The organism is Ralstonia sp. AU12-08 (assembly GCF_000442475.1).
Lineage (GTDB): Bacteria > Pseudomonadota > Gammaproteobacteria > Burkholderiales > Burkholderiaceae > Ralstonia > Ralstonia insidiosa.
Map to the genome: position 1 here is coordinate 64,272 of NZ_ASZV01000003.1, position 17,046 is coordinate 81,317.

At 64.6% G+C, this 17,046-nt stretch carries 15 protein-coding genes and 1 riboswitch; of the genes, 10 read left to right on the forward strand and 5 right to left on the reverse strand.

Annotation, left to right across the window (positions count from 1 at the left end; translation table 11 throughout):
- Positions 1-209: 209 nt before the first annotated feature.
- Together C404_RS31430 and C404_RS31435 are read left to right on the forward strand one after the other, a co-directional pair.
- Positions 210-2,651 carry a penicillin acylase family protein gene (locus tag C404_RS31430; RefSeq protein ID WP_021192642.1) on the forward strand — a complete coding sequence of 814 codons (2,442 nt, stop codon included), beginning with the start codon at positions 210-212 and terminating at the stop codon, positions 2,649-2,651.
- A gap of 81 nt (positions 2,652-2,732) precedes the next feature.
- On the forward strand, positions 2,733-2,936 hold the full coding sequence (locus C404_RS31435) for a hypothetical protein (protein ID WP_021192643.1): 204 nt from the start codon (positions 2,733-2,735) through the stop codon (positions 2,934-2,936).
- 9 nt (positions 2,937-2,945) lie between these two features.
- Here the strand turns inward: C404_RS31435 and C404_RS31440 are convergent, their stop codons facing one another.
- Entirely contained in the window at positions 2,946-3,875 is a 930-nt protein-coding gene (locus tag C404_RS31440; RefSeq protein WP_021192644.1) for a sugar kinase, read from the reverse strand.
- A gap of 13 nt (positions 3,876-3,888) precedes the next feature.
- Positions 3,889-5,166, reverse strand: coding sequence for an amino acid deaminase (locus C404_RS31445; RefSeq protein ID WP_021192645.1), 1,278 nt, complete (start codon positions 5,164-5,166; stop codon positions 3,889-3,891).
- 151 nt (positions 5,167-5,317) lie between these two features.
- Here C404_RS31445 and C404_RS31450 point away from each other — a divergent pair, with 151 nt between their 5' ends.
- From C404_RS31450 to C404_RS31470, 5 genes are all read left to right on the forward strand, one after another.
- Entirely contained in the window at positions 5,318-6,187 is an 870-nt protein-coding gene (locus tag C404_RS31450) for a MurR/RpiR family transcriptional regulator (protein ID WP_021192646.1), read from the forward strand.
- 1 nt (position 6,188) lies between these two features.
- Positions 6,189-7,670 carry a D-aminoacylase gene (locus tag C404_RS31455; RefSeq protein WP_031328672.1) on the forward strand — a complete coding sequence of 494 codons (1,482 nt, stop codon included), beginning with the start codon at positions 6,189-6,191 and terminating at the stop codon, positions 7,668-7,670.
- A 35-nt stretch (positions 7,671-7,705) separates the two neighbouring features.
- The gene (locus C404_RS31460; RefSeq protein ID WP_009240594.1) at positions 7,706-8,092 is read left to right on the forward strand and encodes a RidA family protein; all 387 of its coding nucleotides are present in this window, start codon (positions 7,706-7,708) and stop codon (positions 8,090-8,092) included.
- Between the two features lie 107 nt (positions 8,093-8,199).
- Entirely contained in the window at positions 8,200-9,552 is a 1,353-nt protein-coding gene (locus C404_RS31465; RefSeq protein ID WP_021192648.1) for a GntT/GntP/DsdX family permease, read from the forward strand.
- A 38-nt stretch (positions 9,553-9,590) separates the two neighbouring features.
- Positions 9,591-10,217 (forward strand): bifunctional 4-hydroxy-2-oxoglutarate aldolase/2-dehydro-3-deoxy-phosphogluconate aldolase, encoded by a 627-nt coding sequence (locus C404_RS31470; RefSeq protein WP_021192649.1) that lies wholly within the window; start codon positions 9,591-9,593, stop codon positions 10,215-10,217.
- A 35-nt stretch (positions 10,218-10,252) separates the two neighbouring features.
- Here C404_RS31470 and ribB read toward each other — a convergent pair whose 3' ends face one another.
- Both ribB and C404_RS31480 read right to left on the reverse strand, forming a co-directional pair.
- Positions 10,253-10,978: a 3,4-dihydroxy-2-butanone-4-phosphate synthase gene (gene ribB, locus C404_RS31475; protein WP_031328674.1), complete on the reverse strand. Its 726-nt coding sequence runs from the start codon at positions 10,976-10,978 to the stop codon at positions 10,253-10,255.
- 119 nt (positions 10,979-11,097) lie between these two features.
- Positions 11,098-11,259: riboswitch (FMN riboswitch) on the reverse strand.
- A 92-nt stretch (positions 11,260-11,351) separates the two neighbouring features.
- Positions 11,352-12,575: a Zn-dependent hydrolase gene (locus C404_RS31480; protein WP_021192651.1), complete on the reverse strand. Its 1,224-nt coding sequence runs from the start codon at positions 12,573-12,575 to the stop codon at positions 11,352-11,354.
- 380 nt (positions 12,576-12,955) lie between these two features.
- Between C404_RS31480 and C404_RS31485 the strand changes: the two genes are divergently transcribed.
- Genes C404_RS31485 through C404_RS31495 form a run of 3 tightly spaced genes read left to right on the forward strand, consistent with a single transcriptional unit; the run spans position 12,956 to position 16,031 of the window.
- Positions 12,956-14,275, forward strand: a complete 1,320-nt coding sequence (locus tag C404_RS31485) for an MFS transporter (RefSeq protein ID WP_021192652.1) — start codon at positions 12,956-12,958, stop codon at positions 14,273-14,275.
- 23 nt (positions 14,276-14,298) lie between these two features.
- Positions 14,299-15,099, forward strand: coding sequence for a class II aldolase/adducin family protein (locus C404_RS31490; RefSeq protein WP_021192653.1), 801 nt, complete (start codon positions 14,299-14,301; stop codon positions 15,097-15,099).
- A gap of 5 nt (positions 15,100-15,104) precedes the next feature.
- On the forward strand, positions 15,105-16,031 hold the full coding sequence (locus C404_RS31495; protein ID WP_021192654.1) for a 2-hydroxyacid dehydrogenase: 927 nt from the start codon (positions 15,105-15,107) through the stop codon (positions 16,029-16,031).
- On the opposite strand, the gene C404_RS31500 is transcribed toward C404_RS31495, so the two are convergent.
- Positions 16,025-16,984, reverse strand: a complete 960-nt coding sequence (locus C404_RS31500; protein ID WP_021192655.1) for a LysR family transcriptional regulator — start codon at positions 16,982-16,984, stop codon at positions 16,025-16,027. The genes C404_RS31495 and C404_RS31500 overlap by 7 nt on opposite strands.
- Positions 16,985-17,046 lie beyond the last annotated feature (62 nt).

Below are 17,046 nucleotides of genomic sequence, written 5' to 3' on the forward strand. Positions count from 1 at the left end.
CATCCGCATACTGGGCGTCTGTGCCGGCCGGTGGGCATCTCTCCCCTGGCAGTTCCCACCCAGCCTCACCGATCGGCCAGCTTGCCCTTCCCATCCGCCGCCATGCGTCATTCAGACGGCTGTCTGCTGTACCTATAAGAACGCCTGAATCCTGCCCCCAAACTTGGGTTGCACTGGCATTCCGGGCGAAGAGAGGAGACTGCATCGCCATGCCCATCCGTTCACTTCCCGTTGTGCTGTCGGCCATTGCGCTCGGCATGTCTGCGCAGGCTATCGCCAAAGATGCGGCCAAACCGGCCAACTCAGCCGCCACGCAGACCATCGCCGTGCCGGGCCTATCCAAACCCGCCGACATCCTGATCGACCGCTGGGGCGTGCCGCACATCTACGCCAAGAGCGAGGACGACGGCTTCTTCGCGCAGGGCTTCAATGCCGCGCGCGATCGGCTGTTCCAGATCGACCTGTGGCGCCGCCGCGGCCTGGGGCAACTCTCCGAAGTGTTCGGCCCCGCCTATGTGGAACAGGATCGCGCCACGCGGCTGTTCCTTTATCGCGGTGACATGCAGGTCGAGTGGAACCACTACAGCCCGGATGCACAGCACATTGCTACGCGCTTTGTTGCCGGCATCAATGCGTATGTCGATTGGCTGGCCAAGCATCCGGAACAGATGCCGCTTGAATTCCGCAAGCTGAACTACACGCCCGCACACTGGGCGCCGGAAGATGTGGTGCGCATCCGCAGCCATGGCCTCACGCGCAACCTGCAGTCGGAAGTGGCACGCGCCAACGTGGCCTGCAAGTCCAGCCTGGCCGACGACACCATCCGCTTTGGCCTGCAACCCGACTGGCAAACCCAGTTGCCAGAAGGCCTGGATCCTTGCCTGCCGAAAGATCTGCTGAAGGTCTTCTCGCTTGCCACACAAGGCGTGAAACTCACACCGGAATCGCTGAAGGGCGTCGATATCGACAGCACCCGCGTAGCTGCCGCCATCAACCTCGAAGAGACCATGGAGGGCAGCAACAACTGGGTAATCGCGCCGGGCAAATCCACCACCGGCCGCGCCGTGATGGCCAACGACCCGCACCGCGCATACTCCGCACCGAGCCTGCGCTACATCGCCCACATCAGCACCCCCACACTCGACATCATTGGCGCGGGCGAGCCATCACTGCCGGCCGTGTCGATCGGGCATAACGGGCACGTCGCCTTTGGCCTGACCATCTTCAACATCGATCAGGAAGACCTCTACGTCTACGAGCTGAACCCGGCCAACAACAGCGAATACCGCTACAAGGACGGTTGGGAGCCCTTTACCGTGCTGCACGAAACCGTGAAGGTGCGCAGCGGCGAGGCTCGCCCCGTCGACCTGACCTTCACGCGCCACGGTCCCGTCATCTACATCGATGCCGAAAAGCACCGCGCATATGCCGTGCGTTCGGCCTGGCTGTCGCCTGGCATGTCGCCGTATTTCGGCTCGGTCGGCTACATGCGCGCGCGCACGTTCGCGCAGTTCAAGCAATCGATGCTGAACTGGGGCGCGCCCACAGAAAACCAGGTCTATGCCGATACGAAGGGCAACATCGGCTGGGTGCCGGGCGGCCTCGCCCCCATCCGCCCGAACTGGGATGGCCTGCTGCCCGTGCCCGGTGACGGCCGCTATGAGTGGGCTGGCTTCTGGCGCGGCGACCAGCTGCCCAGCACCTACAACCCGACGTCGGGCTACTTCACCTCGTCCAACGAGATGAACCTGCCGGCGGACTACCCGTACCGCGAGCGCAAGCTTGGCTTCGAGTGGACCAACGGTTCGCGTCACGCACGCATTGACGAAGTGCTGGCCAAGCTCGACAAGGTGTCGCTTGAAGATTCGATGCGCTTGCAGAACGACATGGTGTCGATTCCGGCGCGCCGGCTGATGGCACTGCTGGCGCCGCTATCGTCCAACGACGCCGACACACAAGCCGCGCTGAACCTCTTCAAGGGCTGGAACGCAACCATGCTAGCGGATTCTCCGCAGGCTGCGCTGCATGAGGTCTGGTTCACGCATCACCTGGGCCGCGCGTTCAAGAATGCGGTGCTACCCAAGGCGAGTGCCGATGCGATGGGCGCGCCCGACACGGCCGTGATGCTCGACACGCTGGAACACCCGCAAGGCAGCGAACGCAAGTTTGGCGAAGACCCACAACAGGCGGCCGCCAAGCGTGACGCGGTGCTGCTCGCCAGTCTGAAAGACGCGTGGGCCGACATGCTCAAGCGCCAGGGCCCGAACCCGCAGGCGTGGAACTGGGGCGTGCTGCACCACAACCTGAACGCCCACCCGTTCGCCGCCATCGTCGACGAGGCCACGCGTGCCAAGCTCAACGTTGGCCCGACACCGGAAGGCGGCAGCCCGTACACGCCCAACCAGTCGACGTATCGCGCGAGCGATTTCCTGCAGACCAACGGCCCGTCGTTCCGCACGGTGGTGGATGTCGGCAACTGGGACAACTCCCGTGCCGTCAACCTGCCCGGACAATCCGGCAACCCCGACAGCCAGCACTACCGCGACCTCGCGCCGATGTGGCTTAAGGGCGAATACTTCCCGCTGCTGTATTCGCGCAAAGCGGTGGAGGCTGCCACGGAATCACGGGTGCATCTGGTGCCGACAAAGTAAATTCTGAGCAAGGCACCCCAAACGAAAACGCCACCGCAGTAGGATGCAGTGGCGTTTTTTTTCAACCCTTGAGAGTGATTGATGAAATTTGGCGTTCTCTTGCCGCTGGTCGTCGTGCTGCTGAGCGCGTGTTCCAATCAGGGCATGTACACTTTTTTCCAGCCTTGGCGCGAAGATCAATGCCTGCGAATGCAGAACATTGACGCAAAACGCGAATGCATGAATGTCTCCCGAACCCCCTACGACACCTACAACGAAGCGCGCAGCAATGCCACCGCGCGCTAGACACGGTACTCAGGAAGCGACTGTCGCAGCAGCCAACGCCGCACGCACAGCATCCGCACGCGGAATCGGCGCAACAGCGCTGTAACCTGTAGTCGAAATGGCCGCAGCCACATTGGCATAACGTGCCGCCTCAACGGGCGAATCCCCGGCCACAATACGCGCAACAAACGAGCCACCAAAGCAATCCCCCGCTCCAGTCGCATCAATGGCATCCACCGTGTGCCGCGGCACCAGCGTGCGCGACTCGGGCGTGGCGACATAGCAGCCTTCCGCACCCATCTTGAGCGCCACCAGCTTCACGCCCCAGCCGAGCAGCGTATCGACGATGCCATCACGATCATGGCAATCGAGCAGCACCGTCACGTCATCCCAGCTCGGCAGGCACAGGTCGCACGTGCGCATGGCCTCGCGCATCACCGCACGGGCGCGAGCCAGCGGCCACAGGCGCAAGCGCAGATTGGTATCGAACGACACCAGCACGCCTGACGCCTGCGCATGCGACATCGCCGCCAAGCCAGCATCACAAGCCGTATCGCTGATCGCCAGGCTGATACCCGACAGGTGGAACGCCTTGGCCGCAGCAATCGCCTGCAACGGCAGTTGCGCGGTCTGGAAACGGCTGGCGGCGGAACCCGCGCGCAGGTAGTCAAAGTGATGACCGCGCGCATCGTGCGAGACGAAGTACAGGCCCGTCGGCGCCTGCGCATCGGTATGCACATAGGTGTGATCAACGCCCTCCGTTTGCCACAGCGCACGCAGCGCCTGGCCGAAGCGGTCACCGCCCACTGCGCTGATGTAGCCGGTGCGTGCGCCCTGCCGTGCCGCGGCAATGCAGAAGTTGGACGTATCGCCGCCGAAACCGAAGTTCCACGACGTGCTGCCGGAATCCGCCTGGTTGAACTCGATCAGCGCTTCGCCATAGGCGAGGATGTCTGCCATGTGCGCGCCCCGATCAGAAGTAGGTCTGCACCACGTCGACGACGTTGTACATGTCGTCGATGACCGGGATCTGGCGCCACTTATCGAACGTCAGGCACGGGTGCGAGATGTCGAAGGCAATCATGTCGCCGACCTTGATGTCGTCGCCGGGGGCGATCTTCAGGTAGGCGTGCTGATCCATCATGCCGGTCACCTCCCAGTGCGCGGGCGTGGCCGACGGGGCATTGTCACCGGGGCGGAAATGCAGCACCGGCAGCGGCAGGCCGGCATCGAAGGCCGCATCGCGCTTGCCCAGCGCCACGATGGCGCGCTCGGCCTCGGGCACCGACTGCACGTAGGCCCACAGTTGCAGCGCGGGCAGCAGGCTGGAACGCATCTTGTGCGCGATCGGGTTGTTGGCGTCGATGCGAGCCTGCGCTGCACGGTAGATGCCGACATCGTGCGTCAGGTAGCAACCGGGGCGCAGCACCACATCCAGCGGCTGGCCGATATCGGTCTTGGCAAATTCCTCGGCCACCACGTCGTACCAGGCCGAGCCGGCGCCGGTCAGGATGGCCGGATTGCGTTGCAGGCGGCCAGCCTTCGCCAGATCGCCGATGGTCTTCACGGCGCGCTGCAGGAAGGCACGAATATCGGCCTCTTCCTTGATCACGCCTTCATACACTTCCACGCCTGCTAGCTTGACGGCGCCATTGGCACGCGTGAGCGCATCCAGCACGGATTGCAGTTGCGCCTCATCGCGCACACCGGTACGGCCGCCCTGCACGCCCAGCTCGATCAGCACCTGGATCGGGCGGCCAGCCCTGCCGAAGAAGGCGGCGAGCTGATCCACTTGATCCGCCGCATCCACCAGGCAGAAGAATTCGAACGACGGATCGGCCAGCAACTCCGCCAGGATCGCCATGTTGCGCTTGCCGACCAGCTGGTTGGCCATCAGCACGCGGCGCACGCCATGCGCGTAGGCAACGCGCGTCTGGTGTGCCGTTGCCAGCGTGATACCCCACGCGCCGCCCGCCAGTTGGCGCTGGAACAGGCGCGGGGCCATCGTCGTCTTACCGTGCGGTGCCAGCTTGACACCGTATTCCCCCACAAAGCGCTGCATCCAGGCCAGGTTGTGCTCCAGACGCGATTGCGAGAGCACCGCTGCCGGCAGGTTCAGGTCTTCGTTCAGTACGTTCCAGCGCTGGGCAGCAATCTGCTCCGGCGCGCAAGCGGCTTCCAACGCACCCAAGCCCTTGTCGAGCGGGTTGACGACGGCGTTGGTGTCTCCTTGATACTTTGTATCACTCATAGAAATCGACTCGCGTTCCTTTGGGGGTAAACATCGGGTTGACACAATGATAGCGGCGAAATTATTCTCCGGGCCAGCCTGTTACAAAGTACCAAAACACTCCGATCGCAGCTGTCCGGACAACTACCGGGAGCCCAGCATGCTTGAACCAATGCGCGAACCGATGGACATCGTCACCCGAATCTCTCAGCGTGCCGCCGAGTTGCGGCCTGCTGAGCAGAAGGTCGCGCAGACGGTGCTGGGTGACATTGCCGAAGCGGCTGCCGGCAGCATCCAGACGCTGGCCGAACGCGCCGGTGTAAGCGAAGCCAGCGTCACCCGCTTCGCCAAAGCGATGGGTTGCCGCGACGTGCGCGAACTCAAACTCAAGCTAGCGCAGGCAGCCGCAGTCGGCCAGCGCTTTCTGGATGGCGGCGCGGATCGCCCACCCTCCAGCGCCGACGGCATCCTGGCCGACATCACCAACGTGCTGGAAGCCAACCGCGCTCTGGTAAGGCCCGAGGCGTTCCGCAACGCTGCCGAGGCTTTGGCACGGGCGCGCATGGTCGCCGTGTTCGGCATGGGCGGCGGCTCGACCACCATGGCAGACGAGATGCGCTACCGCCTCGCCCGCCTGGGACGGCCGGTCACCACCTATCATGATTCGATGCTGCAGCGGATGGTCGCGGCCACGCTCAGCCCCGACGACGTGGTGGTCGTGTTCTCCGTGACCGGCCACGTGCCGGAGGTGATCGACAGCGTGACCATCGCGCGCGAGTACGGCGCCAAGGTCATCGCCATCACGGCCATTGGTTCGCCGGTGGCGGCACTGGCCGATGTCTTGCTGCCGATCCAGGCCATGGAGACCGACTTCATCTTCAAGCCATCGTCATCGCGCTACGCCATGATGATGATGATCGACCTGCTGGCGACCGAGGTCGCGCTGCAGCAGGCCGATCGCAGCAAGGAGCTCTTACGGCGCATCAAGTACGTGCTCGATGCGCATCGCGGTGGCGGCAATCGTCAGCCGCTCGGAGACTGATATGCAGCAGTACGACACCGTCATCCGCCAGGTCCGCATCGTCGACGGCAGCGGCCACGAGCCCGAGGCCACGCTGTTTGACGTGGCCGTCACCGATGGGCGCATCGCTGCCATCGCCACGTCGGATTCCACCGCGTGGCTGGGCGACGAGGAAATCGCCGGCGAGGGCCGCGTGCTGGCCCCCGGCTTCATCGACGTGCACACGCACGACGACACCAACGTGATCCGCACGCCCGACATGCTGCCCAAGGTGTCGCAGGGCATCACCACGGTCATCGTCGGCAACTGCGGGATCAGCGCATCGCCCGCCACACTCAAGGGCGACCCGCCGGACCCGATGAACCTGCTGGGGCCCGCCAGCGCGTTTGCGTACCCGACTTTCGCGTCGTACGTGGAAGCCGTCGAACGTGCGCAACCGGCTGTTAACGTGGCGGCGCTGATCGGCCATACGGCGCTGCGCAACAACCACCTGGACCGCCTCGACCGCCCCGCCACCGCCAACGAAGTGGAAGGCATGCGCGCGCAACTGCGCGAGGCGCTCGACAACGGTGCACTGGGGCTGTCTACCGGCCTGGCCTACGCCAACGCCTTCGCCTCCACCACCGAAGAGGTGATGGGCCTGGCCGAGCCACTGGCTGAAGCCGGCGCCATCTACACCACGCATCTGCGCACCGAGTTCGCGGCGATCCTCGATGCGATGGACGAGGCGTACCGCGTGGGCAAACACGCGCGCGTGCCCATCGTGATCTCGCACCTGAAGTGTGCGGGTGCCGCCAACTGGGGCCGTGCAGGCGAAGTGCTGGAGTCGATCGAAAGTGCCCAGCGCTATCAGCCAGTGGGCTGCGACTGCTATCCGTACACCGCCAGTTCGTCCACGCTGGACCTCAAGCAGGTGACGGACGAATTCGACATCTTCATCACGTGGTCGGAACCTGAGCCGGGCATGGCTGGGCAGACGCTCAAGGAAATCGCCGCCGCATGGGGCACCGACTTGATGGACGCCGCGCGCCGCCTGCAACCGGCAGGCGCGGTGTACCACAACATGTCGGCGCAAGACCTGGACCGCATCATCACGCACCCCGCCACGGTAATCGGCTCGGACGGCCTGCCGAATGATCCGAAGCCGCACCCGCGCCTGTGGGGTGCCTTCCCGCGCGTGCTCGGCTACTACAGCCGCGAGCGCAAGCTGCTGTCGCTCTCTGCCGCCATTCGCAAGATGACGGGGCAGTCCGCCGAGCGCTTCGGCCTGACTGAGCGTGGCCTGGTACGCGAAGGCTACTGGGCTGATCTCGTGCTGTTCGACCCCGAAACGGTGCGCGATGTCGCCACCTTTACCGATCCGCAGCAACCGGCAGCCGGCATTGCGGCGGTTTGGGTGAACGGCCACCTGTCATACCGCGAGGGCACCGTGCAGCCGAATCGCGCCGGGCGCTTCCTCAAGCGCGGGCCGCGCGCACAGGCAGCCGCCGCTGAACTTCACTGAATCTCTGTATCTGTTTGAAAGAAAGGAACGTAGCTATGACGATTACCCGAATTGGCGTCGAAGGCGGCACCGGCACCGGCGGCCAGCATCTCCCCTTTGCCCGTGCAGCCGGCGCTGACGGCTGGTTGTTCGTCTCGGGCCAGACGCCCATGGTGAACGGCGAGGTAGTCGGCAACGGCATCGTTGAGCAGTCGCACCAGACCATTAAGAACGTGCTGGCCATCCTGGCCGAAGCGGGCTACGGCCCCGAGCACGTCGTGCGCTGCGGCGTGTGGCTGGATGATCCGCGTGACTTCCAGTCGTTCAACAAGGTGTTCAAGGAGTACTTCGGTGCCAACCCGCCGGCGCGTGCCTGCGTGGTGTCGAGCATGGTGATCGACTGCAAGGTCGAAGTCGATTGCGTGGCCTATAAGAAGCCGTAACCCGAGAAGCCGCAGTTCGCAACACAAGCGCATTTCAAAAGGAGCGCCCTGCACGACGGGGCGCTTACGACAACAAGAGCCGTGAATATCCCTGAGGAGGAAACCCGATGGTCCCGATGCAAGGCAACTCGCTATTGCTAACCGCCGCGTTGGCGGTGGTCGCGCTGATCTACCTGATCGCCGTTCAGAAACTGAACCCGTTCGTTACGCTGATCGTCGTCTCGCTCGCGCTGGGCGTGGTGGTCGGCATGCCGATGGGCGGTATCGTCAAGGCGTTCGAAACTGGTGTGGGCAACACGCTTGGCCACATTGCGCTGGTGGTGGGCTTGGGGACCATGCTCGGCAAGATGATGGCGGAGTCCGGTGGTGCCGAGCGCATCGCCAAGACGCTCATCAACGCCTTTGGCGAGAAGAATGCGCACTGGGCAATGATGGTGGTGGCCTTCATCATCGGTCTGCCGGTGTTCTTTGAAGTCGGTTTCGTGCTGCTGATTCCGATTGCCTTCAACGTGGCCAAACGCACGGGCACGCCGATCCTGATGGTCGGCCTGCCGATGGTGGCGGGCCTGTCGGTGGTGCACGGCCTGATCCCGCCGCACCCGGCGGCGCTGCTGGCCGTGACGGCTTACCAGGCGGACATCGGCAAGACCATCATGTACGCGTTGATCGTCGGCCTGCCGACCGCCATCCTGGCCGGTCCGCTGTGGGCCATGCTGGTCTCGCGCTACGTCAAGCCGAACGAAGACAACCCGCTGGCCGCGCAGTTTGTTGAAGCTGACCAGAAGCGCGAACTGCCGGGCTTTGGCATCACACTGTTCACGATCCTGCTGCCGGTGGTGCTGATGCTGATCGGCAGCTGGGCTGACCTGATCGCCACGCCCAAGACGCTGGCCAACGACATCCTCAAGCTGGCTGGAAACTCGGTCATGGCACTGCTGATTGCCGCGATCGTGAGCTTCTACACCTTCGGCAAGGCACGCGGCTTCAATCGCGAAACCATCCTCAAGTTCACCAACGAGTGTCTGGCCCCGATCGCCACCATCACGCTGGTGGTGGGCGCAGGCGGCGGCTTCGGCCAGATCCTGCGTGACTCGGGCGTGTCGAAGGCCATCGTGGGCGTCGCCACCGATGCACACCTGTCCCCGCTGCTGCTGGGCTGGGTTGTGGCCGTGATGATCCGTATCGCCACCGGCTCGGCCACCGTGGCCATGACCACTGCCTGCGGCATCGTCGCCCCCATCGCGGCTGCTTCGGGTGCCGCTGTCCGTCCGGAGCTGATGGTGCTGGCCACCGGCGCCGGCTCGCTGATCCTGTCGCACGTGAACGACGGCGGCTTCTGGCTGGTGAAGGAATACTTCAACCTGACCGTGCCGGAAACCTTCAAGACGTGGACGGTGCTGGAAACCATCATCTCGGTCGTGGCGCTGCTGCTGACGCTGGCGCTGTCGACTGTGGTTTAAGTTGTTCTGTTGATGTGAAGTTGATCTAGGAGAACGTTGTGGGTATCGATTCCGTCGTCCTGGCCGGCCCGGTCATTCCGGTGCTGCAGTTCCAATCCGTCGATGAAGGCGTCAAGGTGTGCCGCGCGCTGTACGAGGGCGGTATCCGCACGTTCGAGATCACGATGCGCACGCCGGTGGCGCTGGATGTGATCAGCGCGGTTGCCAAGGATTTGGGCAGCGACGCCATCGTCGGTGCCGGCACGCTCACGCGGCCGGAGCACTTTGCGCAGGCAAAAGAAGCCGGTGCGGTGTTTGCCGTGTCGCCGGGTATCACGGCTGCGCTGGCACTGGCGCAGGCCGATGTCGGCCTCGATTGGCTGCCGGGCATCGCCACGCCTTCCGAGTTGATCACGGCCCTGGAGTTTGGCCTGACCACGCTGAAGTTCTTCCCGGCGGAAGCGGCGGGCGGCATCCCGATGCTCAAGTCGATCCACGGCCCGTTCGGCGACGTGCGCTTCTGCCCCACGGGCGGCATCACGCCGCAGAGCGCGCCCAACTACCTCGCGCTGCCCAACGTGGTGTGCGTGGGCGGCTCGTGGATGGTGCCCAAGGACAAGGTCGCTGCCGGCGACTGGGCAGGCATCACGGCGCTCGCCAAGGAAGCGGCCGCGCTCAAGCGGTAGTCAACGTCACCTCTCCCGCGCGGCCGGTTTCCGCATCAAGCAAAACTGACCGCGCGCTCCATCTGTTCCCGATACTGGACGATGTCCTCAATGGTCAGCACCGGCAGATTGTGCTGATCGGCAAAACGCACCGCGTCGTCACGGCGCGCCATGGTGCCGTCGGGCAGCATCAGTTCGCATAGCACCGCAGCCGGCGGCAGACCCGCCAGACGCGCCAGGTCGACCGAGCCTTCGGTATGACCGCGCCGCGTAAGCACCCCACCCTCCTTTGCCACCAGCGGGAAAACATGCCCGGGGCTGACGACCGATTGCGTATCGGCGTCCGGCGCAATCGCCGCGCGGATGGTCGTGATGCGATCGGCCGCCGACACGCCGGTGCTCACGCCCGTACGCGCCTCGATCGACACGGTGAACGCCGTGCCGTACTGGCTGCGGTTGTCTGCCACCATCGGGCGCAGGCCGAGCGATGCGCTCTTCTCCGCCGTCAGGCACAGGCAGACGATGCCGCTGCACTCGCGAATCAGCATGGCCATGCTCGCCTGCGTGAGCTTGTCGGCGGCAACGATGAGGTCGGCCTCGTTTTCGCGGTCGGCATCATCGAGCACAACGACGGGCACGCCAAGCCGCACCGCATCGAGCGCAGCGGCCATGCGCGCAGGCATGTCGGCCGGGTCGAAGCGGGCTTCGATGGCGTCAAAGATCACATCGCTGTTGGGCAATGCGGGCGGGTGAACTACGGGGGATTGCTGAGTGGACAACATGGAAACGCTCCTCGCGAGATTGGCGACAAGACGTTCCAGGGCAAGCAGACAAACACGCCCGCGCAGCGGCACACCCGGCAAAGGCCAAGCGCGCCCCAGCAGCGGGAGCGTGTTGTTCCGCACATCTTCTTCCATCCGGACTCTGACCGTCGGCCCCGGCATCTCACCGGGTCTGCTGACCTTTGCGTGCTGACACATGCAAAGCGCTCGCGGGCTCACGGGCGCGAATACATTGCCCGCATACCGCCGGTGGGGAATTTCACCCCGCCCTGAAGACGTACTGCACCGGCAGGATTGCCGGCAGGCGTCATGCTACCGCAACAAGTTGCAATGCATCGACCCTACTGACGGGTCGGGAAAAGCGATGTGCTACTCACTTCGCCCGCACCAACATGGCATGCAGCAATACATCGGCGCCGCGCGTGACGTCTTCGGGCAGCGCATCTTCGGCTTCGTTGTGGCTCAGGCCGTTGACGCACGGGATGAAGATCATCGCCGTCGGGCAATGCTTGGCGATGTGGATGGCGTCATGCCCCGCACCGCTCACGATGCGCTGGTGCGGGTAGTCGAGCGCTTGCACCGCGTCGGCCACGGCCTTCACGCAGGCGGCGTCGAACGGCGTGGCGGGGCTCACCCAGTGCTGGTCGATCTTCACCGTCAGGCCACGGCGCTCGGCAATCTCGGCAAAGCGGTCGCGCAGCGCGGCTTCCATCTCGGCGATGCGCGCATCTTCGTGATGACGCAGGTCCACCGTGAAGGTCAGGTCTGCGGCGATGGTATTGCGCGAGGCGTTACGAATACCGATCTCGCCCACCGTGACCAAGCCACGTGGCGCAAAGTCATCGACCAGCGCTTCCAGCGAAGTCGCCATCTCGGCCGCCGCGAACAGCGCATCGCGGCGAAAGCGCATCGGCGTGGTGCCGGCGTGCGCGGCCTGCCCCTGCACGTGCACGTCGAGCCAGCGGATGGCCTGCCCACCCGTAACGACGCCAATCGGCACGCCGTTCTCCTCCAGGATCGGGCCTTGCTCGATATGCGCCTCGAAGTACGTATCGAACGGCTCGCCGGGGATGGCGCGTTCGCCTGCGTAACCCGTGGCCGCCAAAGCGTCGGCAACTGAAACGCCCTGCGCATCGCGCGAAGTCAGCGCCTGGTCGAGCGGCATCACACCGGCAAATGCCGCCGAGCCCAGCATGGCCGGCGTGAAGCGCGCGCCTTCCTCGTTGGTCCACACGACGATCTCGATGGGCTTGTCGGTTTCGACCCGCGCGTCGTTGAGCGTGCGGACAACTTCCAGTGCGGCCAACACGCCGTAAACGCCATCAAAGCGGCCGCCTTCGGGCTGCGTATCAAGGTGGCTGCCGCTGGCCACCGGGCGCGCGTTGGCCGACTTGCCCGCGCGGCGCGCAAACAGGTTGCCGACGCGGTCGGTGCTGAGCGTCAAGCCAGCGTCTTCGCACCAGCGCGCAAACAATGCACGGCCAGCTGCGTCCTCTTCAGTGAGCGCCAAACGCCGTACGCCGCCCTTGGGTGTACCGCCCACCTCAGCCATTTCCATCAGGCTCGACCACAGTCGCGCCCCGTTGACCTTCAACATGTCTCCCTTCCTTCGCATGCACGCCGACCGGCTCGGCGCATCCAGGCGTCTTTATCTGGCAGCGGGAGAAGACGCGTCAAATTGCGAATGTTTATCCGGTACATAAATCAGGCAAATACCGTTGGCGCAAAGCATGCATGAGGCCTTGGGCCTGCCGAGCGCCCGCACCGCGATGGCGCAATCACAGCGGCCAGCGCCCAACGCAAGGGCATAAGCGCGGCTAATACGGGGAATCAAAAATGCGAATTTGCCGGCATCTGCGTTGATGCGCATAAATGGCGACGTCGGCTGACGACCGACGCCCCGCTTCCGCGGCACAGACCGATGCCTGAACATCGGCGGCGCGGGGGCGGGCCACGCCCAATAGAGGAGGACGCCCCATGTCAGTGTCACAACCTACCACCGTGACGCACCAGCCCGTGCGCGCGGCCACCGCCGCATTCATCGGCACCGCTGTCGAGTTCTACGACTACTACACCTACGCCACCGCCGCCGCACTCGTGCTGGGCGAGGTGTTCTTCCCGAGCAGCAACCACTTCCTGAGCACGATGGCGTCGTTCGCGACGTTCTTTGTCGGCTTCATTGCGCGACCATTGTCGGGCGCCGTGTTCGGCCACCTGGGCGACCGCATCGGCCGCAAGAAGATGCTGCTGGTGACGATGTTCCTGATGGGCATCGCCACCACGGGCATCGGCCTGTTGCCGGGCTACGCGACCATCGGTATCTGGGCCCCAATCCTGCTGGTGCTGCTGCGCGTGCTGCAGGGCATTGCGGTGGGCGGCGAATGGGGCGGTGCGGTGTTGATGGCAAGCGAACATGCGCCGAAAGCCAAGCGCGTGTTCTTCGCCTCGTTCCCGCAGATGGGCAGCCCGGTGGGGTTGATCCTGTCGCTGCTGTCGTTCCGGCTGGTGTCGTCGCTCGACCACGAGAGCTTTGTCACGTGGGGCTGGCGCTTGCCGTTCCTGGCGAGCTTCATCCTGCTGCTGGTGGGCGTGGCGATCCGCATGGGCGTGAAGGAATCGCCCGAGTTCGAGCGTATGAAACAGAACAACGAGGTGCTCAAGAACCCGGTGGGCGAAGTGCTGCGCACGGCGTGGCGCCCGATCGTGCTGGCGGCTATGGCCACCACGATTGGCTCGGCGGGTTTCTTCTTCACCAACACCTTCATGATCTCGTACGTGACCACGTACCTGGGCATGTCGAAGGCGCTGATTCTCGATTGCCTGTTTGTCGTGACGATCCTGCAATTGCTGTCGCAGCCAGTGTCGGCGCTGCTGGCACAACGCTATGGCGATACGCGCTTCCTGACGTGGGCCGCCTTCATCTCGATGCTCACGCCATATCCGATGTTCCTGCTGGTGAGCACACAGAACCCGGTGGCGATGGTGGCGGGCATCACGCTGGCGGTGGTGACGCTGTCGGCGGTGTACGCCGTCATCGCAGGTTTCATGACCCCGGCTTTCCCGACATGCGTGCGCTATTCCGGCATCTCGATCGCCTATCAGGTCTGCACCATGATTGCCGGCGGCACCACCCCGCTGATCGGCACGATGCTGGCCGAGCGCTACAAGGGCGAATGGTTGCCGCTGGCGCTGTTCTTTACGGCGCTCTCCGCGATCTCGCTCGTCGGCATCATCGGCCTGGGCCGCTATCGCGACGGCAAGCAGCCTGAAGAAGCAACCGCGCTCGCCACAAATTGATGTCCACCTCCATACGCATGCCCATGGAAGCCCAACCCGTTTCGCTGCACACACGCCGCCCGGCGGCGTTCTCTGAAGCCGAATGGCAGGTCCGCACCGACCTCGCCGCGCTGTACCGGCTGATCGACCATTTCCGCATGACGGACATGATCGACACGCACATCACCGCGCGCCTGCCCGATGAGAACGGCCGCCCGACCTTCCTCATCAACCGCTACGGCGTGCTGTTTGGCGAGATGCGTGCGTCGGACCTCGTCAAGATCGACCTGGACGGCAACGTCATCGACGAACGCGCCGATGCCGACCCGGAACACTACGCCGTCAACGCGGCGGGCTTCACGATCCACTCGGCCATCCATGCCGCGCGCGACGATCTGCACTTCGTGGTGCATACGCATACGGCAGCGGGCATTGCGGTCTCTGCACAGGAGCACGGCCTGCTGCCGATCAGTCAACACGCGCTGAAGTTCTACGGCAAGCTCGCGTATCACGACTACGAGGGCATCGCACTGGACCTGGGCGAGCGCGAACGCCTCGTGCACGACTTCGGCCAGCACAAAGCGATGATCCTGCGCAACCACGGCCTGCTGGCTGGCGGCAACACCGCAGCGGATGCGTTCCACGAGATCTACTTTCTCGAACGCGCGTGCCAGGCGCAGATCCATGCCCTGGCCGGCGGCACGCCGCTGCGCTTTCCGCCCGAAGAAGTCCGCCAGCGCACGGCGGCACAGTTCAATCGGGAAGAGTCGCCCGTCATTGCACGCCGTGCATGGCTTGCTGCGCTACGGCTGATCGATACCTCCCGCTCCGACTATCGGAGCTGATGCGTATGACCACCCTCGCCCTCATCAGCCGCGACTACGACATGTCGCACCTGGTGCCCGCCATCCTGCGGGCTGCCCCGGAACTCGACGTGCGCATGTACGGCGAGCCCGCCGCGCAGGATGCGGAAGTCGCTGTCTGCTGGAACCCACCGGAAGGCGCCATCGCCGCAATGCCGCGCGTGCGGCTCGTGCACAGCATTGCGGCTGGCGTCGACAACATCCTCGTTGACCCCACGTTGCCCGCCGTCCCGCTGTGCCGCGTGGTCGATCCGCAGCACGCGCGCGGCATGGCGGAGTTCATCACCTGGGGCGTGCTGCATTTCCATCGGCAATTGGATCGCGTGTTGGCCAACCAGCGCAGCGCGACGTGGCTCCGGCCGGAACAGCAACATCCGTCAACCTGCAACGTCGGCGTGATGGGCTTGGGGGAGATCGGTTCGCACGTGGCCACCGAGCTGCATCGGCTCGGCTTCAACGTGCGCGGCTGGGCGCGGCAATCGCGTGATCTGCCGGGCGTTGGCGTGTATTGCGGCGGGGCGGGTCTGCCGATGTTCCTGGAAGGGACCGACATCCTGATCTGCCTGTTGCCGCTCACCGACGCCACGCGTGGCCTGCTGAATGGCAACACCTTCGCGCGGCTCAAACCGGGTGCCAAGCTGATTCATGTGGGGCGCGGCGAGCATCTTGTCGCCGCCGATCTGCTGGAGGCGCTGCAGAGCGGCCACCTCGGCGGCGCCATCGTCGACGTGTTCCCCAACGAGCCGCTGCCGGCGGATGACCCACTCTGGCGCGCGCCCAACCTGATCGTCACGCCGCATATGGCATCGGTCGCCAGTTCCGACACGATCGGCCTGCAAGTCGCGCAGAACGTACGGCGCCTGCTCAAGGGCGAGGCGCTCGCCAACTTCGTCGACGTCTCGCGCGGTTACTGACTACCCGCTGTTTCCGGATAGCGCGCATCGATAAAGCGGTGCAGCGCTTCCAGGAACGCCGCTTCCGCCGCGCTGAACTTGCGGTCGGCCATCCACAGCAGGTGCATGTCGACATCGGCCACGCCGCCTTCGGGTGGCAGGCGTTGCAGTTTCCCCTGCTCCACATCGTCCTGCGCCACGTGCTCGGGCAGGCAGCCGATGCCGAAGCCCGCCACGATCAACCGCCGCACTTCCCACATGCTCGATGACGAGCCGACTACCGGCCCGGTCAGCCCCATCTCGTCGCGGAAGAACGTGAGCATCGAGAGCGGATCACCGATCTTGTCACCGGTGAACGAGACGAACTTCTCGCCAGCCAGGTCGGCAATCTGCACATCCGCGTTGCCGAACAGCGGGTGGTACTGCCCGCAGAACAAGGCGTAGCGCTGGCGCAGGAACAGCCGGTGCTCGATCTTCTTGGGCAGCGCGCGCTTGGGTGAGAGCCCCAGCGTGGCCGTGCGCAACTCCAGGCTGCGCACCACATCAGCGCTGCGCATTTCTTGGCATTCGAGTTCGATGCGCGGATAGTCGCGGTGGAAGCGCCCGAGGAATGCGTCGTAGTCGGGGAAATCCAAGCCGCTGACGATGGCCACACGCACCATGCCGGCAATCTCGTGCCCACCCTCGCCACTGGCCTGCGACAGGCGCGAGATGGTGCCGTAGACCTCCTCCGCAATCTGGCGGACTTCCTCGCCCGCGCGGGTGATCTCGATGGGATTGGCCTGACGATCGATCAATTGCAGGCCGAGCTGATCTTCCAGCCGCTTGAGCGCCTGGCTCACGGCGGGCTGCGTCAGGTGCAGGCGTGTTGCAGCGCGGCTGATGCTGCGTTCGCGCGCAATGGCAAGAAAGGTGCGCAACAGATTCCAGTCGAGGCGGTCGTTGAGGTAGGTGTCGAGCTTGGTCTTGCTCATGGGGCGAATTGCGTTGGGGGATTGGGAGGATTCGGCCAGTGCAAGCCATATGCCAGCAGCTA

Bases quoted from the DNA above. Each gene is read 5' to 3' on its own strand.
- C404_RS31455 (WP_031328672.1), top strand. From the start codon at position 6,189: ATGCAGCAGTACGACACCGTCATCCGCCAGGTCCGCATCGTCGACGGC.
- C404_RS31465 (WP_021192648.1), top strand. From the start codon at position 8,200: ATGGTCCCGATGCAAGGCAACTCGCTATTGCTAACCGCCGCGTTGGCG.
- C404_RS31460 (WP_009240594.1), top strand. From the start codon at position 7,706: ATGACGATTACCCGAATTGGCGTCGAAGGCGGCACCGGCACCGGCGGC.
- C404_RS31480 (WP_021192651.1), bottom strand. From the start codon at position 12,575: ATGTTGAAGGTCAACGGGGCGCGACTGTGGTCGAGCCTGATGGAAATG.
- C404_RS31440 (WP_021192644.1), bottom strand. From the start codon at position 3,875: ATGGCAGACATCCTCGCCTATGGCGAAGCGCTGATCGAGTTCAACCAG.
- C404_RS31450 (WP_021192646.1), top strand. From the start codon at position 5,318: ATGCGCGAACCGATGGACATCGTCACCCGAATCTCTCAGCGTGCCGCC.
- C404_RS31435 (WP_021192643.1), top strand. From the start codon at position 2,733: ATGAAATTTGGCGTTCTCTTGCCGCTGGTCGTCGTGCTGCTGAGCGCG.
- C404_RS31430 (WP_021192642.1), top strand. From the start codon at position 210: ATGCCCATCCGTTCACTTCCCGTTGTGCTGTCGGCCATTGCGCTCGGC.
- C404_RS31500 (WP_021192655.1), bottom strand. From the start codon at position 16,984: ATGAGCAAGACCAAGCTCGACACCTACCTCAACGACCGCCTCGACTGG.
- C404_RS31445 (WP_021192645.1), bottom strand. From the start codon at position 5,166: ATGAGTGATACAAAGTATCAAGGAGACACCAACGCCGTCGTCAACCCG.
- ribB (WP_031328674.1), bottom strand. From the start codon at position 10,978: ATGTTGTCCACTCAGCAATCCCCCGTAGTTCACCCGCCCGCATTGCCC.
- C404_RS31495 (WP_021192654.1), top strand. From the start codon at position 15,105: ATGACCACCCTCGCCCTCATCAGCCGCGACTACGACATGTCGCACCTG.
- C404_RS31490 (WP_021192653.1), top strand. From the start codon at position 14,299: ATGGAAGCCCAACCCGTTTCGCTGCACACACGCCGCCCGGCGGCGTTC.
- C404_RS31485 (WP_021192652.1), top strand. From the start codon at position 12,956: ATGTCAGTGTCACAACCTACCACCGTGACGCACCAGCCCGTGCGCGCG.